We start from the raw sequence: 19327 nt of genomic DNA, 5'->3' as shown, positions 1-19327 counted from the left end.
AGTTATTTTATGAAACTTTTGATTGTTTTTTCTAATCCTTGCTGTGCAGAATTAGGAAGCTTTTCTATTCCTATTGCTTCTTTAATTTTTTGATTAGAAACCCTGTAGTTTTCCGTTAATTTCTGAACCGTTTCAGAATTCAGTGGGAATTTTATAAGATCACCTATTTTAGCAAATCCTTTTATAATACCTTTTGGTACAGCAATTAACCGTGTTTTTTTATCTGAAACTGATCCGATAATTTCTATTAGCTGATTGGTAGATAAAACTTCATCATCTGAAAAATTATAAACTCCTGAAGCTATGCTTTTATTTTCAAGAATTTCTTTGATCATAAAATTCAGGTTATCAATTCCTAAAAATGATCTTTGATTTTGAAAAGCTGCCAATGGATAAGGAATACCTTTTTTTACCACATTATAGAGTAAATTCAGATTTCCTTTATTGCCCGGACCGTGAATCATGCAAGGTCTAATGATAAAGACTCTTTTTCCTTCAGGAATTTGTTTTGATAGAATGTATTCTTCAGCCTGTAATTTTGATTGCCCGTAAGGTGTTTTAGGATTAGCTTTTACATTTTCAAATAAAACATTCGAAACTTCATCTGCAACTGCTTTTACACTACTGAAGTAGATAAAATCTTTAATCTCACTTTCTAAAAAAGCATCAAATAATTCTTTTGTTAAATCTGTATTTACTTTAAAATACTCCGAAGCATCACTTGTATTTTTAGTATCGTGTGCCTTACCTGCCAGATGAATAATTGCGTCTCCAGCAAACTTAGCTTTCCAGCCTGAATTTCGTAATGATATTCTTTCAAATTTAAAAGAAAGAACCGATAAGTACTGTGAAAGATTTCCCCCAACAAACCCAGATATTCCAGTAATTACAATTTTACTCATCTATTTAAATTGTGATATTGCTTCGTTATTTATTTTATTTCTTTCAGAATCAAATAACCAACCCCATTTGTTAAAATAAGTTATAGCTGAATTTATAAAAATTTTAAAAAGTTTGCTATTTTTATTAGCTCCGGATTCATATCCGTGATAAATTGAAACCATTGGAAAATATATTGTTTTGTAATGTTTATGGACTCTTCTGGATAAATCCCAGTCTTCAAAATACATAAAAAATTTATCATCATAAGCTCCAACTTTTTTAATTGCTTCTAAATTCAACAATGTAAAACAACCGGATAAAATAGGTACATTATAAATGGTATCCTGTGGAGCATCTCTCAATTCATAAATATTTATAAATTTTTGATATGCTTTTTTAGGTTTTTTAAATTTTCTACGCAAAATAGACATTGGCGAAGGCAACAACTTAGGCAAATTCTGAACAGTTCCATCAAGGTTTAGAATTTGTGGCATCATCATTCCGATTGTTGAATCTCTTTTTACATAGTTAACCATTGACACTATAACATCACCTTCAAAATAGACATCTGGGTTTACAATAAAATGGTATTCTGCATCCATCTCAATCGCTTTTTGAATAGCAATATTATGAGCTGCGCCAAAACCTGGATTGGAAGGATTATGAATATAAACAATTCTGGAATCGAAATCTTTAAATATTTTCAATTCATCTGAGGGTGAATTGTCTACCAAATAAAGTTTAATTTCTTGTTTAGTATTTAATATGCTTTTAATTGCTTTTTCTAGGTCTGTAGTATCCGTCCTGTAAAGAACAATACTAATAGTGGTTAGTACATTCAAAATAAAATTCTAATATTAAGATTCTGTGATGGAAATCCATTCGTTCTGTTCAAAATCAAATTTTTTAATAACTTTAGCTGGTGAGCCAACTGCAATAGAATAATCAGGAATACTTTTTGTAACTACTGATAAAGAGCCAATTACACATCCTATACCTATAGTTACCCCTGCCATAACACAAACTCCTTCTCCAATCCACACATTATCACTGATCACAACAGGATTAGTTGATAATTTTCGACTATTTGGCAATGACAAAGGGCTATCACAATCTTTTCCACTGTAATTCCCATGATTAATATCCGATATAAAAACTTTGCTGGCAATCAAAACATTATCACCAATTATAATTTTTTCACCTGCTGCTATATGCACATAATCGTTTATCTCAACGTTTTTTCCAAATAACAAAATTTGACTACTATCATTTTTTTTAGGATAGGCCTCTATTCTACACCCAAAACCTGAAGTAAAATTTTCTCCAATTTTTATAGCTTTTTTGTTTCTAATATCAAAGGGCAACCTTATTAACCTTGCTTGCCTGAAAGCTAGTTTAGTATAGATTAGAGACATCAATAATTTTAAACAACCTATAAAACCGTATCTAGATATCATTTTTTGTTATTTTTTTACAAATGTCAATATACTTTTCTGCTTGCATTCTTGAGGTATCAAATATTTTTAATCTTTCATCTCCTTTCGCTATCAATTCCTGAACCGCATTTTCATCGTTAAATAAATCAATAATTTTTTGTGCTATCTCCTTTGGATTTTGATTATTAAAATACAAAGCAGCATCACCACAAACTGTAGATGCAAACGATAAATCCGATGTCAATATGGGCTTTCTCATTTTCATAGCTTCCGGATAAGAAGCTGAAAAACATTCTAAAAAAGAGGGAAGAAACATTGCGTCACATTCATTATAAAGCGCAGGACAATCTTTTGCAAAAACATGTCCATGATTTACAACCTCTTTATTATCTAAATCGAAAACTCTTTTATAATCTTCGTCTTTTATCGTAATATGAAATTCATATTTAAATTTTTGATTTTTTAAATATGGAATAATTTCATTTATAATTTCGAAATTTTTACTGGGTCTGTAAGTACTAATCATCAACAGTTTTTTGGTATCACCATGATTGCCTGTTAGAACTTCAACATTTTTATATTGTTCTCCGAAGCCATTGCTTACAAGAAACACTTTAGAAACAGAGATTTTTAATCTTTGTGCAAGTCTTTTTCTAACATCTTCTGTTTGTACTACATAATAATCTGCTTCTTTTTTAGTCCAGAATTTTTTATAAACCATTTCTAGTTTAGTTTTAAGCGAATATTGCTTTACATATTTATAATCATCATATACAATATGCGGAACACCAAAACCAACTAAGTGAGGCTTTTTTGGTCTCCAATAAGCTGGCCCAACAAAAGAAAAAACGGTATCTGGATTAATTTCAGATTCTAGCTTATTGAATTGAGAGACTATTTTTTTTCTAAATTTTAAAGAAGCTGGACTATTTTCAAAATAATAGAATTTAAAGTTTTCTGGAAACTCTTCTATTTTAATTTGCTTTTTTATATTTTCATTATAAAAAACATAATAGTCATCTTCTCCGAAAGTTTTTAACTCATTTAAAAAGGAAACAGATCTTTGAAATGCACCTCCAATTTGTAAATTAACTGTATTAATTATAAGTTTCATTATTTTAACAATATAAACATTTGCATTAAAATTAAGGCTGCCATTATCAAGGAACCAAATTGGTTACTTAATTTATTATTATTTACAATTCCGTACGCTACTAAAATATAAAAAAAAGGCATAATACCTGTTTTATGTCTAGGCTGAATAGACAATTGACTAATTATAATAATTAAAACACCATAGATATAAACGACTTTTTTTATATGAGGTTCATTTTTTCTAAAAGCATAAAAAATTCCGGAAAAGAAATATTTAAAATAAAAAATTTGCAAAATAGGCATTATCGTTGTGAACATAACGCTTCTTGCATTAAAAACTCCTTGTGTAAAAAATTCAATTTTAGTAAATGGAAGGAATAAAAAAAATACAAATCCAATGGGTAATTTAAGATACATTGGCATATTATAGATTGAATATATAATAGAGCTATCATCTGCTTTAGCAATGAAATTCTCAACAAATTCTTCTCTGGCAAAACCTGAAATTCCTTTTGACACCAAATAATCTAGTAAAAAAGGTAAGCCAACAATAATAAAAACAAAACAAAAAGCAGTACCTAAAACAATTCTTAAAAAAACTTTATTAACATTTCCTGAAAATATTATTTTAGACATATAAAAAAAAGGCACTACTAACAATAATACACCTGAACCAACCCGAACTGTCATTAAACAGAACAAAGTAATAATGTACTTTATAATATTACCTGCGAAAAAATGATACAATCCTAAAATCATAAAAAATGCTGTCCATCCATCACGCATTAAAATAAGACCATTGGAAAGAATAAAAGGGCAAACCAAAACAAGTTTAAAAGCTATTTCGCTAACTTTTATGTCTTTTGTTAATGCTAAAGCAGCTTTATAGGTAAAGTGAGGTATAAAACAAATTCCTAAAAGATTAGGTATTATAATACTCAATGGATGATTAACCTGAAATGGATAAAGATATTTAAGAAACGTAACAAAACTATGTTCCATTCCCTGATAGCTTCTTGCTCCGTAAGGAATACTCGATACATTTGTTGTTACTCCTCCATAAAACCTACTGTCGTCTGTACCAATACCTCCATAATCACCTGAAAAACCATACCAATCAGACATTACAAATTTCTGTATCTGAAAGAGAATTATAGCTAGAAGTATATATAATTGAATAACAAAAAAATTCTTTAAGAGAAATTCTTCCGATTTAAAAAAGAATACAAACAAATAAAAAACCGCAATTGTATAAGTAAAAGAGATTAACGTACCTAAATCAATTAAGGAAATAATAACAATGTTGATAAAAAAAATCAACATTGTTATTATTTGAAAAAGTTTTTTTGAAATCGGCCTCATTTACTCTAAAACAACATTAATAAGTTTAACCAGATCCTTTTTTTGGCGATCACTTACAACGCTATACCTTTCAACTGACTTCTGTTTAATATTTGAATACAAAATATCATCATTTTGTAAATAGATAATTTTTGACTTTAATTCTATTATTGAAAAAGGACAAAATCCTAATGCGGCATCACCTACAATTTCGGGTATTGAAGTAATTAGTGATGCTATCACTGGAGTACCGTACTTCATGGCTTCTAATGGTGGATATCCAAATCCTTCATTAAGTGAAGGATAAACTAATGCAAAAGCATTTTTGTATAAAACCTCAAGTTCAGCTTTAGAAACGTAATCCATAGTATAAAACATATCTTTATTTTTTATGTGTTTTTCAACTTTGGCGTTAGAACCCGTAAGTACAATTTTATAATTTAATAAACCTGAATCTATCAATTCGTCAAAAGCTTTTATAGCCCGATAAGTGTTTTTTATCCATCGCTTCGAGCTAACGATTAAAAAATATTTAGTAGGTTCAATTGCATTGTTTTTAGAAAAGAAATCTGTTTCATCATTATTGCTAATCTTGGTATAAAGCTTTTCAGGACTATAAAATACTTGAATGTTTTTAGGATCTGTATTAAACTGTGCTAAGATACTATTACGAGTATGCTCAGAAACTACAATCAACTTTTTAGTTTTCGCATTAAGTTCAATCGCATTCTGGTATCCTTTAATTACCTTTTTTTTATATAGACTAGAAAAAATAGTTTTAAATAAAAATTTCAACTTACTTTCTAAAAAATATTCATTGATATCAGTAGGTGTTTCAATATATCTTAATCCGTGTATTGTATAAATAACCTCAATATCTTTTAGATGAGAACCGCTTAAGCTAATGCCTAAAGGGTCGAATAATCTATCTATAGCGTATTTTGTAATTACTTCAGAAATACTTTTAACATCTGTATTAAAAACCAATTGACAATGAGCATCATTTTTTATTTCCTGTAATAAATCTTGATCTATAGAAAGCTCAGAATTACAATAAAAAAACATTTTTTTTTGTATCTCATGATTTCTTTTAATCAAGTCACTTATTATCGTGTTTGTATATTCATTGCCTCCATGAAAAGGATCTGTCGAGCTTTTTAAACTAGATAGTAAATTTATTAATATATTCATAAAATAGTATTCCTTTAGTGTTTGCTCTTTTACAAATTTAAAAAATCAAATACTTTGTGTGAAAATTTAGAATTAGCTTCTCTACATTCCTGTAGGAGCTCATCATATACAATTGTTTTATTTAAGTAATCTTTAAATCTAGTTATATCATTACAAATTGGAACTTTGTATTTAAAACTAAACATTTTAGAAGAGTTAGGTATTACAATGACCTTTTTCTTCATTAACATTCCCCAATACATCGCATGATAACTATTTGTAACTACAGTTTCAACACTTCCAATGAACTGAATTAAATCTTCGAATTTAGAATTATTAGGTATATAAGGTAATCCATCAAAATTTCCGATGGTAATGTTTTCATGGCCAATTATTCCAACGTCAAATTTCACTTCATAATTATGATCAAAAACGGGATTCATACAACTTACACAAGGTACCCAATCAGTTCCCAGTATATTATCGTCTCTAATTCCGATGAGTTTAAATTCAGCTATTTGTTTATAAAAAGTATCACTTGCAGTAAAAGATGGATTATTATGTCCAACGCCCCACGGAACAACTTTTCGCCCTTTTTTCATTAAAATATTCAAAAAGGCAATACTTTCTTCGAAACTATGTCTATCCAGTAAACCCCCACCCCCTAATACTACATCATTTTCTAGAAGTTCTTTAACCCAATTAACAATTTTTGAAGGATTGTGCAATTTGTAATCTAAAATATCCAGTTTATCATATCCTTTTAATTCATCAAAATATAAATAAGGGGCGCACATTAAATCGCCACTATTATGTGTATTTAATCGATGAACGTTTACAATACTTTTAGATTTCAACGTTGATTTATCTAAAGCAAATTCTATAATTTGTTTTCTCATAAAAAATTAATAAATCCAGTTTGTTAGTTTATGTTTTTTTGCAACTACTATATTATTTAGTACAGCAATGAAAGCTGAAAAAACCAAACAAAAAGAAAGGGTATAAATATCAATAGAAGCTAATAGATATACTGCCAAAATTGACAGCAGATATACAGATGCAGACAGATATAAATTTATTGAATATTGTTTAATTAATCCATTTACTATCAAAACACCAATGCCAAATAAATAGTTCATTGGCTGAAATATTATCATTAATCCTAAAACCCAGAATATACTAACAACCTCAATATAGTTTTTAAAATAAATGGGGACAATAAAATACAAGGATAACCCTATGAATAAATAACAAAAAACACTTAATGCAACTAATAATCTAATAGTCTTTTTTACTAATTTCGGGTCTTTATGTTTGGCAAATTTCGGAAACATGACATCCACTATAAGCTGTAGAAAAACCATTGATACATCCTTAAGCTTGTCAACAATATCATAAATAGCTACGCTGCTCATGCCTATAAAAATTCCAATAAACATTCGATTGCTTATTAATTTAGCTTTGCCGGCAATATTTCCAAAAAACAAAAATTTACTATCGTTAATGTAATGTATTAATGTTTCCTTTTTCTGCCATCTAAAAGATATACCATGCTGATAAAAAACCACATATAATGATATTAATCCAGCTATTAAACATCCAATTCCATTGATTATAGGCCACATCAGATAATCATTTTTATCTTTAATGGCAATGAAAACAAAAACAAAGAAGAAAAGCCTGCTAGTTAAATTGATAAATGTTATGTATTTCATTTTTTCAATTCCCTGAAAGTACCAAACAGGAAACATCCATTCGTAAAGACATAAATACATTGTTAAAAAGGAAAGAATTACAAAATCATTTGATTCTTTTAAAAAAAACAAAATGACATACATAATAACAAATGACAATAAAAAGAACACACCTTTTATTATCAAAATACTGCTTACAATTTCAGAAAGCTTGTTTTTATCATCTCTATTTATTGATACTTCTTTTGTTGCAGATAAGTTAAATCCAAAATTTACCAGTACTAAAAAGTAACTAACAAAAGTTTGAGTAAAAACAACTAATCCATATGTTTCTTTACCTAGAACAGATAATAAATAGGGCATTGTAAGTAACGGAAAAGAAATATTGAAAATCTGAAAAATACTCAGATAAGAAAAATTTTCAATTACTGATTTTTTACTTTTAAGTAAACCCGTAACTTTTTTAATCATTATGATATTTTTTAAACCATAAGGAGAATTCTTTTACACCATCAACCAGTTCAACACTAGGTTTATAATTGGTTGCATTACTGAGCTTGGTAGTATCAGCATAAGTAACTTTGACATCTCCATCTTGCATAGGCAAGAATTCTTTTACTGCTTTTTTTTCTAAGGAATTTTCCAGAACAGAAATAAATTCCATCAAATTTATTGGTTTTGAATTTCCTATGTTATAAACGGATGCTTTTTGGTCCTGTTCAGGAACAACATTTAAGCATTTTACAATTCCTTCTACGATATCATCAATATAGGTAAAATCACGTAGCATCTCACCATTATTAAAAACCTTTATAGGCTTCTCTTTCAGAATAGCGTCAGCAAAAAGAAAAGGAGCCATATCTGGTCTGCCCCAAGGTCCATATACCGTAAAAAACCTTAAACCGGTTGTTGGCAGCTGATATAAATGACTATAAGTGAATGCCATTAATTCATTACTTTTTTTAGTTGCAGCATACAAACTTATTGGATTATCTACCCTGTCATCTTCAGAAAATGGAATTTTTTTATTTTCGCCATATACAGAAGAACTTGATGCGTATACAAAATGTTTTATATTATTATATCTGCAACACTCTAAAATATTCACAAACCCAGCTATATTTGTTTGTACATATGCATGAGGGTTAATAAGCGAATAACGTACACCTGCCTGAGCGGCAAGATTAACAACATGCGTAAATTTTTGATCCTTGAATAGGTTTTCTAAACTAACCAAATCTGTAATATCTGTTTTTGCAAATTGATAATTAGGATGAAATTTACTAACTATTAATTCATTATTATTTGATAATAAATTCCTATCAATTCCAGATTGTTCTAAGCGAGAGAACTTCAAATTTACATCATAGTAATCATTAATATTATCAATCCCTACAACTTCAATATTTTCTTTTAATAAAGCTTTTACTAAATGATAACCAATAAAACCAGCTGCTCCTGTTACTAATAACTTCATGAATTATTTTGTTTTTACTATTATTATATCCATCAATTTAAAAAACCAGTACAATATATTTAATCAATAAAAGATTGTAAAACCCTTTTAGCAATTAAAAAAAATACAGTTAAAAAACCACCTAAAAGGCCTCCAATAAACAGACCGCTAAGTTTACTCAACTGATCGTTTGCCAGAGGTAAAATTGGGCTGTCAATTATTTGTATTAAAGGTGTTTCTCTACGTAAAGTAACCTTTGCTAGTTCAGTTTGCTTGACTAACTCAGTCAAAATTGCTCCATTAGCCTGTACATCAACTTGTCTTTTTACAGAAGGTGTTCTACGAATATTTAATGCTGGATTTAAATTAAAAGTATTATCATTAGCGACAGCAACACCTGTAATTGCACCATTGAGTTCAGCCCGAATAGAATCTGTTTGGCGTTCTAAAATATCCATATTCATTCGTGCTTTTTTACTTTTCGTATCAATATAAAAATCCGAAACCACTTTTGCCAATGATTCTGCAAACAATTTTGAAAACAATTCATTTGTAGAAATCATATCAATATCAATTATTGACACTTTTTTGTCCTTCTGTTCTACTCTTAAATTCTTTTTTAATAAATCTTTATAAATCAACCCCAAGATACTATCCTGAGCTCTTAAACTATTATCATTAGGTTTCATTTTTTTTATAAAATGGATGTTCTTCAGCTTAGGATCTTCATCCATCTTTTCTCTCCAACCATTTTCTTTGATAAAAATTTCTGCTAATGAAGTCGTTTTACCTCCTATTTTCACAGAAGTATACAATGTTTTTTCAACCATTGAACGAGACTTAAACACCTCAGTTAAATTAGCTCCAGCAAACATTCCTCCAGAGCTATCGCCAACATCAAAACCAAATTGACTAGCCAATCCTAGAGCACCTCCTAAGCCTCCTCCCGAGCTACCGCTCTCCTCTAAAGCAAATGATAAACTAGCAGTATAGTTCGGTTTTTTAATAAACGAAAACGTCAAACCTAAAATAGCTCCTATAATTCCGACTAATACAATAACTTTCCATTTTAGAAGTAAGTAATCAAACCATTCTTTTAATTTCCCAAGTAATTCTTTTAACGAAACTTCATCGTCATTCTTTGAACTATTATTCATATATAAAACCCCTTAATTTATTTATCTAAAAGCTGTAACAATTAATAACGCCAAACTCGTTATAACACTACCGATACTTACCCATTCTCCAGTACTCATTTTTGTTGTTTCGGGCTTTTCTGGAACTACAATTTGAGAATCTGGTAAAACTTTAGGATAAGACCTGAAAAATAAAAAAGACCCTATAGTTGCAGCTTTTCCATTAGGGTAAATAATATAAGCCTTTCTCTTCCAGCCTTTACTATTAACACCCCCAACTGCACTTAAGTAATAATTAAAATTCTTTCCTTTTCTATAAGGTATTTCAGAGGTTAAAAGTACATTACCAACTACTTTTACTCCTTCATTAAAAGTAGATACTTCAATTTTATCTCCTGGAAATAATGTAACATTAGAATAATGGTTGGTGTCTTTCAAAATTTCTTCCCAATTCACCGGTATAGTAGCGTATTTAACCTCGTTTTTTAATTTATTTACCAAATCATCTTTTAGAGAGTCAACAGAAGTATTTGCGATCTCTGATAGCTGATCTTTATTTATAGGTCTCTTTATTTTCATTCCTTCAATATTAGCTATTGAGGTTAATCCTCCTGCACGAATAACAATACTATATACCGTCTCTTTTTTGTTTGCCAAAACATATTTACCTGGGTAAGTAACCGCACCGCTAATTTCTACTAATTGAGGTTTTTCATAAACAGCTACCCTTCTAATATTGATGACATCAAAAGGCATAAGTATATAATTCTTAACCTGTTCATTATTTTCTGGAGTTAACTCTAAATTAATAACTTCAACTCTTCTTGGATCATTGTTATTAATTTCATCAGATTTTATCATCCTTGCTATTTCTACACGCTTAGCTGCAGAACCAGTTAAACCACCAACTTGGACAACCAAATCATTCAAAGTCAAATTATCATAAAACTTATATACACCTGGGTTTTTAACCTCTCCATCTATAGTAACTTTGTATTCTTCTTTAAAATCTAAAATTGAATATACTGTAACGACATCTTCTCTTTTAAGTTCAATATCTGCATTTAAATCTCCTGATAATGCTGCTTCTAAATCTACATTAATTATTTCACTAGTAAGATCTGACTTTAAACGAATTATTCTTGCTCTTTTACTATAAGCATCTTCTTTTAATCCTTCTGCTCTAGTTACTAAATCCGAAACTCTCATCCCTTCAGAAAATGAATAGGTATCGGGTCTAAAAACAGCACCATCAATTTTAATACGATTTTCGAAACGGTCTAAAATTCGGGATACTCTAAAAACATCTCCCGCTTTAGGCTTATAAGTTCCATATTCACTTTCGTTAATATCTGTAACTTTTAATTCTTTTGCCGTTTTTTGCTGAATATTAACCGAAGCTGTGTAAGCAAAATCATTAAATCCTGATGCAAAATTTAATAAATCTAAAAAAGATTCATCTTTTTTCATTTCAAAAATACCAGGTCGCTTAACCTCACCATTAATAATAACGCGGTGAGAATAAGTTGGAATCCTGATTACATCATTCTCTTTAAGTCCAAGATTATCGGATTGATCTCCTTTGACTAAAAACCGATAAATATCAATATTTTTATAAACCTTATTATTTCGAATCAATTCAATATTTCTATAACTTCCATTTTTACCAGGTCCTCCAGCTAAATGTAATGCATTATAAACGGTTGCCAATGAAGAAACAGCATAATTCCCTGGCTGCTTCCCTCCTACAATTGTTATACGAATAGTACGTATCTTGCTCAAGGTAATACTAACTTGTGACTGTCCAGAACTTACAGTACTATAAATTTTTGAAATAGAAGATTTTATTTTTTGAGTTGCAGCCTCAATTGTCATTCCTGATACAGAAATCTGGCCAACGAACTGAATACTAATCTTTCCTTCAGAACTTACTAATACAGTTGTATTGTACTCCTGAACACCATAAATACTAATTTGTAATTCGTCACCTGGCCCCAAAATATAATTTACTGGAGTTGCCATTTTTAGATCGGGTGCAAAATCCAAAGTTGGATTATCAAATAATTCTGATCCGAAAATTAATTCATTTTCAGAATCTTTTTGCTTTTTAGTATTAATTGGCTCTTGAGATCTCTCAACTTCTTCAATACTGGATTGTGTTTGTATCAAGCCACTATTTCCTGAAATTCCATTTACTCTAACTTTTAATTTATCGTATTCTACTTTACTCATTCCCCTTGACAAAGCCACTGGTTCCATTTGTTCTATTGAAGTACCATTTGTTTGCAATTGATTTTTAATCTTTACTATATCACTATCAGAAAGAGCATCAATTTTAACAGAGCTTAAATCTTTTCCTTGCAATATGTCTTGAGCATGAATTTGAAAAGTTCCTAAAAAAATCAGAATGAATATTAATCTTAAAATTATTTTTTTCATTATTACATAAAAGTTAAAAACCAATTTAAACAAATCGGAGTTATTGTTTTTTTATCTTAAGAATATTGCTTTTGATAATATTCTTTATAAGCGCCTGAAGTTACATTTTGCAACCACTGCTCATTTGCTAAATACCAATTAATTGTTTTCTCTAAACCTTCTTCAAAAGTTACCGAAGGTTTCCATCCTAATTCTTTATTAATCTTTGTTGCATCTATGGCATAACGTAAATCATGCCCTGGCCTATCTTTCACGTAAGTAATTAACTCTTTAGAAGTTCCTTCTTTTCTATTTAATTTAGTATCCATAATTTGGCACAACAATTTGACTAAATCAATGTTCTTCCATTCGTTAAAACCTCCAATATTATAAGTCTCATGGTTTTTACCTTCATGAAAAACCAAATCAATTGCAATAGCATGATCTTCAACAAAAAGCCAATCACGAGTATAGTTACCATCTCCATAAACTGGTAATGGTTTATTATTTATAATATTATTTATAAAAAGTGGAATTAATTTTTCTGGAAAATGATAAGATCCGTAATTATTAGAGCAATTAGTTAATACATAAGGTAATCCGTATGTTTCACCATAAGCTCTTACAAAATGATCTGAACTTGCTTTTGAAGCAGAGTAAGGAGAATTAGGATCATAGGGTGTAGTTTCTGTAAACAATCCTTCAGCTCCTAAAGAACCATAAACCTCATCTGTACTAATATGATAAAATCTTTTACCTTCAAAATTATTTTTCCATTGATTTTTTGCTGCATTCAATAAATTCATAGTTCCTATAACATTCGTTTTAACAAAAGCTAAAGGATCCTCAATAGAACGATCTACATGGGATTCAGCAGCCAAATGCAAAACTCCATCAAAATTATGTATTGAAAAAAGTTCAGTTATAAAAGATTCATCCACAATATCCCCTTTTACAAAAGTGTAATTGGATTTATTTTCGATATCTTTTATATTTTCAAGATTACCTGCATAAGTCAAGGCATCTAAATTAAAAATTTGATATTCCGGATATTTATTTACAAATTTCCTCACTACATGCGACCCAATAAAACCAGCACCTCCAGTTATAAGAATTTTTTTCATTTTCAAATTTCGATTAATTTAGTAAATCTGAATTATTACGTTCTAATTCACAATAAATATCTTTAACATCTTGTGAATTTTCTTTTTGCAAAATTAGATTTGCAGTAGCTGTTGAAACAAAAATAGTATTTTTCAACCCCAAAAAAGCAGTATATTTATCACATCCTATAACCATATTACCGCTTTTATCAACTTCATGTCCTTTGGAAACTAAATAATCATAAACAGATTCAAAAGATCCTAAATCTGACCAAGAAAATGCTGCTGGAACCACTTTTATTTTTTTACTACGTTCCATTACAGCATAATCAATGCTGATTGAAGGTATTTCCATTGATGATTCAAAATCTAAGAAACCTTCCTTACTCGATTCCCAAACAAGTTTAGATTTTTCATAAATATCAGGTTGAAACTGTTTTAATTCATCGAGTAAAACACTAGCTTTAAAGCAAAACATCCCACTATTCCAAAGAAAATTCCCTCTTGCGATAAAATCTTTAGCAGTTGTTTCGTTAGGTTTTTCTCTAAAAGAAATAACTTTGTCACCTTTTGATTCTATGTAACCATAACCCGTTTCAGGTTTAGTAGGAATTATTCCAAAAGTGACAATAAAACCTTCTTGCGCTTTTGAAATGGCTTCGTTAATTGCGTTATTATAATCGTCCATTTTATCAATGATATGATCAGATGGCGTTATAATTAAAATATCCTCAGGCTCTGATGCAAATGCTGCAAAAGCAATAGCAGCTGCAGTATTACGTGGAGTAGCCTCTACAATATTAATATATGGCGTTTTAGTCTTATCCATTACTTTACCGCTCAAATGATGGTTCTCTACGTTTCCTACAACCATTACTTTGTGGGCTAAATGACTATTACGCTCTACAGTCATTTCAAACAAAGACTTCCCTTCAAATATTTCTAAATACTGTTTGGGCTGGCTTTTGCGAGAAAGCGGCCAAAGCCTGCTTCCCACTCCTCCTGTTAAAATCACGTGTGTTATTGAATTATTCAAAATCAGTTTTTTTTTAAATTATAGTCTATTATCTGCAGTAGAACCTAAAACTCCTTTTACGTCATACAACAAACTGTTCTCATTTTGTAAATCTGAAAAATTTAAATTTAAAAACTCATTATGAGCTACACCTAACACCACAGCGTCAAATTTTTCATTAGGCACTTTTTGCAATGTAAGCAATTCATATTCTTTTTTTACTTCCTCAACATTAGCCAACGGGTCATAAATTGTCACTTTTATTCCATACTCAATTAATGCCTTTACAACATCTACTATTTTGGTATTACGAACATCCGGACAATTTTCTTTAAAGGTAATTCCAAGCATCAATAAACTTGCACCATTAACAGTAATTCCTTTTTTAATCATTAATTTAACAACCTGAGAAGCAATATATTCGCCCATGCTATCATTTAAACGGCGTCCTGCTAAAATTATTTCAGGGTGATAGCCAAATTCCTGAGCCCTTTGAGCTAAATAATACGGATCTACGCCTATACAATGACCTCCAACCAATCCTGGTTTGAAAGGCAAAAAGTTCCATTTAGTAGCTGCAGCAGCCAAAACTTCCTGTGTATCAATATTCATCAAATTGAATATTTTAGCTAATTCATTGACGAAAGCAATATTAATATCTCTTTGCGAGTTTTCGATTACTTTTGCAGCTTCTGCTACTTTAATAGTTGGAGCTAAATAGGTACCTGCTGTGATAACTGATTTATAGAGGGCATCCACTTTTAGTCCAATTTCAGGTGTTGAGCCTGAAGTTACTTTAAGTATTTTTTCTACAGTATGTTCTTTATCTCCTGGATTTATTCTTTCAGGGGAATATCCTGCAAAAAAATCTTCATTAAATTTTAATCCGGAAACCTTTTCTAAGACGGGAACACATTCCTCTTCTGTTACTCCTGGGTAAACAGTCGATTCGTAAATTACAATATCTCCTTTTTTAAGTACTTTACCAACTGTTTCACTAGATTTATACAAAGGTGTCAAATCAGGACGATTATTTTTATCTACTGGCGTAGGGACTGTTATCACAAAATAATTACACTCCGAGATTTCTTGTACGTCAGAGGTGCAATAAAGCCCTATATTTTCAGAAGATTTATCGACAAGCACTTTTTGCAAAGTAATATCATCTACTTCTAATGTAGTATCTGTTCCTTTCTTCAAAGAAGCAACTCTAGAGTCGTTGATATCATACCCAACTACCGAATATTTTGTAGCAAATAACCTAGCCAAAGGCAAACCAACATAACCTAAACCTACAACGGCCACCTTTATGTTTGTACTCATTTTATTTGTTTTTGTTTGCTTTACTCATCTCATCACACGGCTTCGCCCTTCCGAGTCACATTTATTTGACGCAGACAACCCTTAAAGTCATTTTTGGCAAATATAACACAATAAGTCAATTTATTCAATAACCATTTATTAGCAAACGAAAGAATTTTAAACACAAAGCATAACATCTTATTAATCAGACAACAAAATTGCAATATAACTTATAAAATAAATAAAAAATTTAAAAAAGGAAAAATTCAAAAATTCAGCATTACAATATATAAAACCCTGTATTTAAATCTATACCCTTATTTATATTTTATTTTTAACACACATCCCAGAGATTCTAAAACAACTATATAATAGGTTTTAGAAACTTCCTGAACAATTGCATTTTGATTATTAAAGACTCCCGAATCTAATTTTATTCTATCCCCTTTTTGATGAGGAGAAATCAATACATCATAAACACTATCTGACGCAAGGCTTTTTTTAATAATTTCTATTTCATCATCCCTGACAATTGCAGGTTTACCTAACCAAAACAAGTAACGGACTATACCAGAAGCCTGAAATATTTGGTTTCGATCAGAATCTTGCAATCGCACAAACACATAGGAATTAAAAAGAGGCATTTCTACCTTTTTTTTTCTGTCCGACCATTGTCTTATTCTGGTAACTAACGGGCAGTAACATTCTATACCTAATTGATTTAGTTTGTCTGAAACTTTTTTTTCCCACTTAGGTTTAGTATATACTACGTACCAATTCATATTTTTTTATTTATCGAAATAAAACAATCTTAAAGCACTTGCCCGTTGTATTCCATTACAAATTATTCTTAATCAATATTACCTAAGAACCTATACCCTGATAAACAAATCCAATTTGCGTTAACTCTTTTGCATTTAAAATATTTCTTCCATCAAAAACAAAGGCTGGCTTTTGCATTGAATCGTATATTTTTTTCCAATCGTAAGTGATAAACTCATCCCATTCTGTCAAAACAGCTATTGCGTGGGCATTTTCACAGGCTGCATAAGCATTATCGAATGTTACTATTGCATTTGAATTCACTTCAGCAGATCTGGTTTCTAAATAATCTAAATCATTTAGTATTTTATTTCTTCCAACTTTCGGGTCATAAACTGAAATTTTAGCTTGTTCGTTTATTAAATCATCAGCCACATAAATTGCTGCTGATTCCCTTGTATCATTGGTGTCTTTTTTGAAAGCCCAACCCAAAAATGCTATTTTTTTATCAGCAACTGTATTATATAATGTTTGGACAATGTTACTTGAAAATCTTCTTTTTTGATGATCATTCATAATAATCACCTGCTCCCAATAATCGGCTACTTCATTTAATCCGTAAGACTTAGCGATATAAACAAGGTTTAAAATATCTTTCTGAAAACAAGATCCTCCAAAACCAACTGACGATTTCAAAAATTTTGGACCAATACGACTATCCATTCCGATTGCTCTTGCCACTTCATTTACATCGGCTCCCGTTTTTTCGCATAATTCAGACATGGCATTTATCGAAGAAATTCTTTGCGCAAGAAAAGCATTTGCGGTTAGCTTAGACAATTCTGAAGACCAAACATTAGTCGTTAGGATTTTATCCCTATCCACCCAATTCGAATATACTTCAACTAGTGCTTCTATAGCGTCTTCCCCTTCAGGAGTTGTATCACCACCAATTAAAATTCTATCCGGATTTAACAAATCAGTTACGGCAGTTCCTTCTGCTAAAAACTCAGGATTGGATAAAATTTGAAATTGCACCCCATTTCCTGTATTGTCTAAAATGCTTTTTATAGCTTCGGCAGTACGCACTGGTAAAGTAGATTTTTCGACAACAATTTTATTATCTTTAGCCACTTTCGCAATTTGTCTTGCACACAATTCAATGTACTTTAAATCTGCCGCCATCCCTTTACCTTTACCATAAGTTTTAGTTGGTGTATTTACTGAAATAAATATAACCTGAGCTTCCTCTATTGCTTTTTCAACATTTGTTGAAAAGAAAAGATTCCTTCCTCTTGCTTCAGCAACAATTTCTGACAATCCAGGTTCATAAATCGGAATATTATCTGTGTTAGGATCGTTCCAAGCCTGAATTCTTTGTTCGTTCAAATCAACTACGGTCACTTGAATATGTGGACATTTTTGTGCAATAACTGCCATTGTTGGCCCTCCAACATAACCAGCTCCAATACAGCAAATTTTTGTGATTTTCATTTTATCAAAATTTAATTATTTTATTTAATTTTTCTTCAAATTATTCCAATACCAGGTTACAGCTTCTTTTAAGCCCTCTTGTAATGAATACTTAGGATTATACCCTAATAATGTTTTCGCTTTCTCTATACTGGCTAACGAATGTGGGATATCCCCAACTCTATTCGAACCATAAATAACTTCAACATTTGCAATTTCAGAATCGAATTCTGCTAAATATTCTTTTAAATATTTTACCAAATCATTCAATGTATTCCTATCTCCAAATGCAGTATTATAAACCGTATTTATAGCCAAAGGATTTGTTGTCGAAATAGCCAGTTTATTCATCTGAATCACATTGTCTATATAAGTGAAATCCCGGGAATAATTTCCATCACCATTAATCACAGGACTTTCATGATTCATTAATAGGGTCACAAATTTAGGAATTACTGCAGCATAAGCACCTTTTGGATCTTGCTTTCTTCCAAAAACATTAAAATAACGCAAACCAATAGTTTCCAAACCATACGTTTTACTAAAAATTTCAGCATACAATTCATTTACATATTTTGTAATTGCATAAGGCGATAATGGCTTACCTATCACCTCCTCAACTTTTGGCAAACCTTCGGAATCTCCGTAGGTAGAAGAACTAGCGGCGTAAACGAATCGTTTTACGTTAGCATCCCGAGCCGCAACTAGCATGTTCAAAAAACCAGAAACATTCACATCATTGGTTGTAACAGGATCATTAATGGATCTTGGAACAGAACCCAAAGCAGCCTGATGCAAAACATAATCTACACCCTCTACTGCTAATTGACAATCTGAGATATTACGTATGTCGCCTTCGATCAATTTAAAATCAGGATGTGTTATAAATGCTTCTAAATTATAACGATGTCCGGTTGAAAAATTATCTAAACAAATAACTTTATAACCAGACTCCAAAAAATACTCACATAAATTCGAACCAATGAATCCTGCTCCACCTGTAATAAGTATTGTATTTTGAATTGTTTCTTCCATCTAATATTG

At 30.4% G+C, this 19327-nt stretch carries 17 protein-coding genes; all 17 read right to left on the bottom strand.

Features of this window, described 5'->3' with window-relative positions; translation table 11 throughout:
• Positions 1-2 precede the first annotated feature (2 nt).
• The 17 genes from GON26_RS08950 to GON26_RS08870 all read right to left on the bottom strand — a co-directional run bounded on the left by GON26_RS08950 (position 3) and on the right by GON26_RS08870 (position 19318).
• Positions 3-902, bottom strand: a complete 900-nt coding sequence (locus GON26_RS08950) for an NAD-dependent epimerase/dehydratase family protein (RefSeq protein ID WP_160374469.1) — start codon at positions 900-902, stop codon at positions 3-5.
• Entirely contained in the window at positions 903-1724 is an 822-nt protein-coding gene (locus GON26_RS08945) for a glycosyltransferase (protein WP_202110856.1), read from the bottom strand.
• A gap of 15 nt (positions 1725-1739) precedes the next feature.
• A complete protein-coding gene (locus tag GON26_RS08940; RefSeq protein WP_160374468.1) occupies positions 1740-2339 on the bottom strand; it encodes an LbetaH domain-containing protein in 600 nt (199 codons plus the stop codon).
• Positions 2329-3432 (bottom strand): glycosyltransferase, encoded by a 1104-nt coding sequence (locus GON26_RS08935; RefSeq protein ID WP_160374467.1) that lies wholly within the window; start codon positions 3430-3432, stop codon positions 2329-2331. Before GON26_RS08935 ends, GON26_RS08940 begins: the two co-directional genes overlap by 11 nt.
• Positions 3432-4736, bottom strand: a complete 1305-nt coding sequence (locus tag GON26_RS08930) for a hypothetical protein (RefSeq protein ID WP_160374466.1) — start codon at positions 4734-4736, stop codon at positions 3432-3434. The genes GON26_RS08935 and GON26_RS08930 overlap by 1 nt, the downstream gene beginning before the upstream one ends.
• 39 nt (positions 4737-4775) lie before the next feature.
• Entirely contained in the window at positions 4776-5945 is a 1170-nt protein-coding gene (locus GON26_RS08925; RefSeq protein ID WP_160374465.1) for a glycosyltransferase, read from the bottom strand.
• A 29-nt stretch (positions 5946-5974) separates the two neighbouring features.
• Positions 5975-6823, bottom strand: a complete 849-nt coding sequence (locus GON26_RS08920) for a polysaccharide pyruvyl transferase family protein (protein ID WP_160374464.1) — start codon at positions 6821-6823, stop codon at positions 5975-5977.
• 6 nt (positions 6824-6829) lie between these two features.
• Positions 6830-8089, bottom strand: a complete 1260-nt coding sequence (locus tag GON26_RS08915; RefSeq protein WP_160374463.1) for an oligosaccharide flippase family protein — start codon at positions 8087-8089, stop codon at positions 6830-6832.
• Complete coding sequence (locus GON26_RS08910) at positions 8082-9095, bottom strand: NAD-dependent epimerase/dehydratase family protein (protein ID WP_160374462.1); 1014 nt, start codon at positions 9093-9095, stop codon at positions 8082-8084. Before GON26_RS08910 ends, GON26_RS08915 begins: the two co-directional genes overlap by 8 nt.
• Positions 9096-9154: 59 nt before the next feature.
• The gene (locus GON26_RS08905) at positions 9155-10231 is read right to left on the bottom strand and encodes a Wzz/FepE/Etk N-terminal domain-containing protein (RefSeq protein WP_160374461.1); all 1077 of its coding nucleotides are present in this window, start codon (positions 10229-10231) and stop codon (positions 9155-9157) included.
• A 21-nt stretch (positions 10232-10252) separates the two neighbouring features.
• Positions 10253-12649, bottom strand: coding sequence for an SLBB domain-containing protein (locus GON26_RS08900; protein ID WP_160374460.1), 2397 nt, complete (start codon positions 12647-12649; stop codon positions 10253-10255).
• Between the two features lie 56 nt (positions 12650-12705).
• The gene (rfbB, locus tag GON26_RS08895) at positions 12706-13752 is read right to left on the bottom strand and encodes a dTDP-glucose 4,6-dehydratase (protein WP_160374459.1); all 1047 of its coding nucleotides are present in this window, start codon (positions 13750-13752) and stop codon (positions 12706-12708) included.
• 13 nt (positions 13753-13765) lie between these two features.
• On the bottom strand, positions 13766-14773 hold the full coding sequence (locus tag GON26_RS08890) for a mannose-1-phosphate guanylyltransferase (RefSeq protein WP_160374678.1): 1008 nt from the start codon (positions 14771-14773) through the stop codon (positions 13766-13768).
• A 12-nt stretch (positions 14774-14785) separates the two neighbouring features.
• The gene (locus GON26_RS08885) at positions 14786-16069 is read right to left on the bottom strand and encodes a nucleotide sugar dehydrogenase (protein WP_160374458.1); all 1284 of its coding nucleotides are present in this window, start codon (positions 16067-16069) and stop codon (positions 14786-14788) included.
• Positions 16070-16365: 296 nt separating this feature from the next.
• Positions 16366-16830, bottom strand: a complete 465-nt coding sequence (locus GON26_RS08880) for a UpxY family transcription antiterminator (protein ID WP_160374457.1) — start codon at positions 16828-16830, stop codon at positions 16366-16368.
• 82 nt (positions 16831-16912) lie between these two features.
• A complete protein-coding gene (locus GON26_RS08875; RefSeq protein ID WP_160374456.1) occupies positions 16913-18304 on the bottom strand; it encodes a UDP-glucose 6-dehydrogenase in 1392 nt (463 codons plus the stop codon).
• A 24-nt stretch (positions 18305-18328) separates the two neighbouring features.
• Positions 18329-19318, bottom strand: a complete 990-nt coding sequence (locus tag GON26_RS08870) for an SDR family oxidoreductase (protein ID WP_160374455.1) — start codon at positions 19316-19318, stop codon at positions 18329-18331.
• Positions 19319-19327: the final 9 nt, after the last annotated feature.

This window comes from Flavobacterium hydrocarbonoxydans, from assembly GCF_009789235.1.
Taxonomy (GTDB): domain Bacteria; phylum Bacteroidota; class Bacteroidia; order Flavobacteriales; family Flavobacteriaceae; genus Flavobacterium; species Flavobacterium hydrocarbonoxydans.
This window is presented reverse-complemented; position numbering and strand designations above follow the sequence as displayed.

What these genes read in the sequence shown, in the direction of transcription:
- GON26_RS08950 (WP_160374469.1), bottom strand. Translation starts at nt 902, where the DNA reads ATGAGTAAAATTGTAATTACTGGAATATCTGGGTTTGTTGGGGGAAAT.
- GON26_RS08940 (WP_160374468.1), bottom strand. Translation starts at nt 2,339, where the DNA reads ATGATATCTAGATACGGTTTTATAGGTTGTTTAAAATTATTGATGTCT.
- GON26_RS08935 (WP_160374467.1), bottom strand. Translation starts at nt 3,432, where the DNA reads ATGAAACTTATAATTAATACAGTTAATTTACAAATTGGAGGTGCATTT.
- GON26_RS08930 (WP_160374466.1), bottom strand. Translation starts at nt 4,736, where the DNA reads ATGTTGATTTTTTTTATCAACATTGTTATTATTTCCTTAATTGATTTA.
- GON26_RS08925 (WP_160374465.1), bottom strand. Translation starts at nt 5,945, where the DNA reads ATGAATATATTAATAAATTTACTATCTAGTTTAAAAAGCTCGACAGAT.
- GON26_RS08920 (WP_160374464.1), bottom strand. Translation starts at nt 6,823, where the DNA reads ATGAGAAAACAAATTATAGAATTTGCTTTAGATAAATCAACGTTGAAA.
- GON26_RS08915 (WP_160374463.1), bottom strand. Translation starts at nt 8,089, where the DNA reads ATGATTAAAAAAGTTACGGGTTTACTTAAAAGTAAAAAATCAGTAATT.
- GON26_RS08910 (WP_160374462.1), bottom strand. Translation starts at nt 9,095, where the DNA reads ATGAAGTTATTAGTAACAGGAGCAGCTGGTTTTATTGGTTATCATTTA.
- GON26_RS08905 (WP_160374461.1), bottom strand. Translation starts at nt 10,231, where the DNA reads ATGAATAATAGTTCAAAGAATGACGATGAAGTTTCGTTAAAAGAATTA.
- GON26_RS08900 (WP_160374460.1), bottom strand. Translation starts at nt 12,649, where the DNA reads ATGAAAAAAATAATTTTAAGATTAATATTCATTCTGATTTTTTTAGGA.
- rfbB (WP_160374459.1), bottom strand. Translation starts at nt 13,752, where the DNA reads ATGAAAAAAATTCTTATAACTGGAGGTGCTGGTTTTATTGGGTCGCAT.
- GON26_RS08885 (WP_160374458.1), bottom strand. Translation starts at nt 16,069, where the DNA reads ATGAGTACAAACATAAAGGTGGCCGTTGTAGGTTTAGGTTATGTTGGT.
- GON26_RS08880 (WP_160374457.1), bottom strand. Translation starts at nt 16,830, where the DNA reads ATGAATTGGTACGTAGTATATACTAAACCTAAGTGGGAAAAAAAAGTT.
- GON26_RS08875 (WP_160374456.1), bottom strand. Translation starts at nt 18,304, where the DNA reads ATGAAAATCACAAAAATTTGCTGTATTGGAGCTGGTTATGTTGGAGGG.
- GON26_RS08870 (WP_160374455.1), bottom strand. Translation starts at nt 19,318, where the DNA reads ATGGAAGAAACAATTCAAAATACAATACTTATTACAGGTGGAGCAGGA.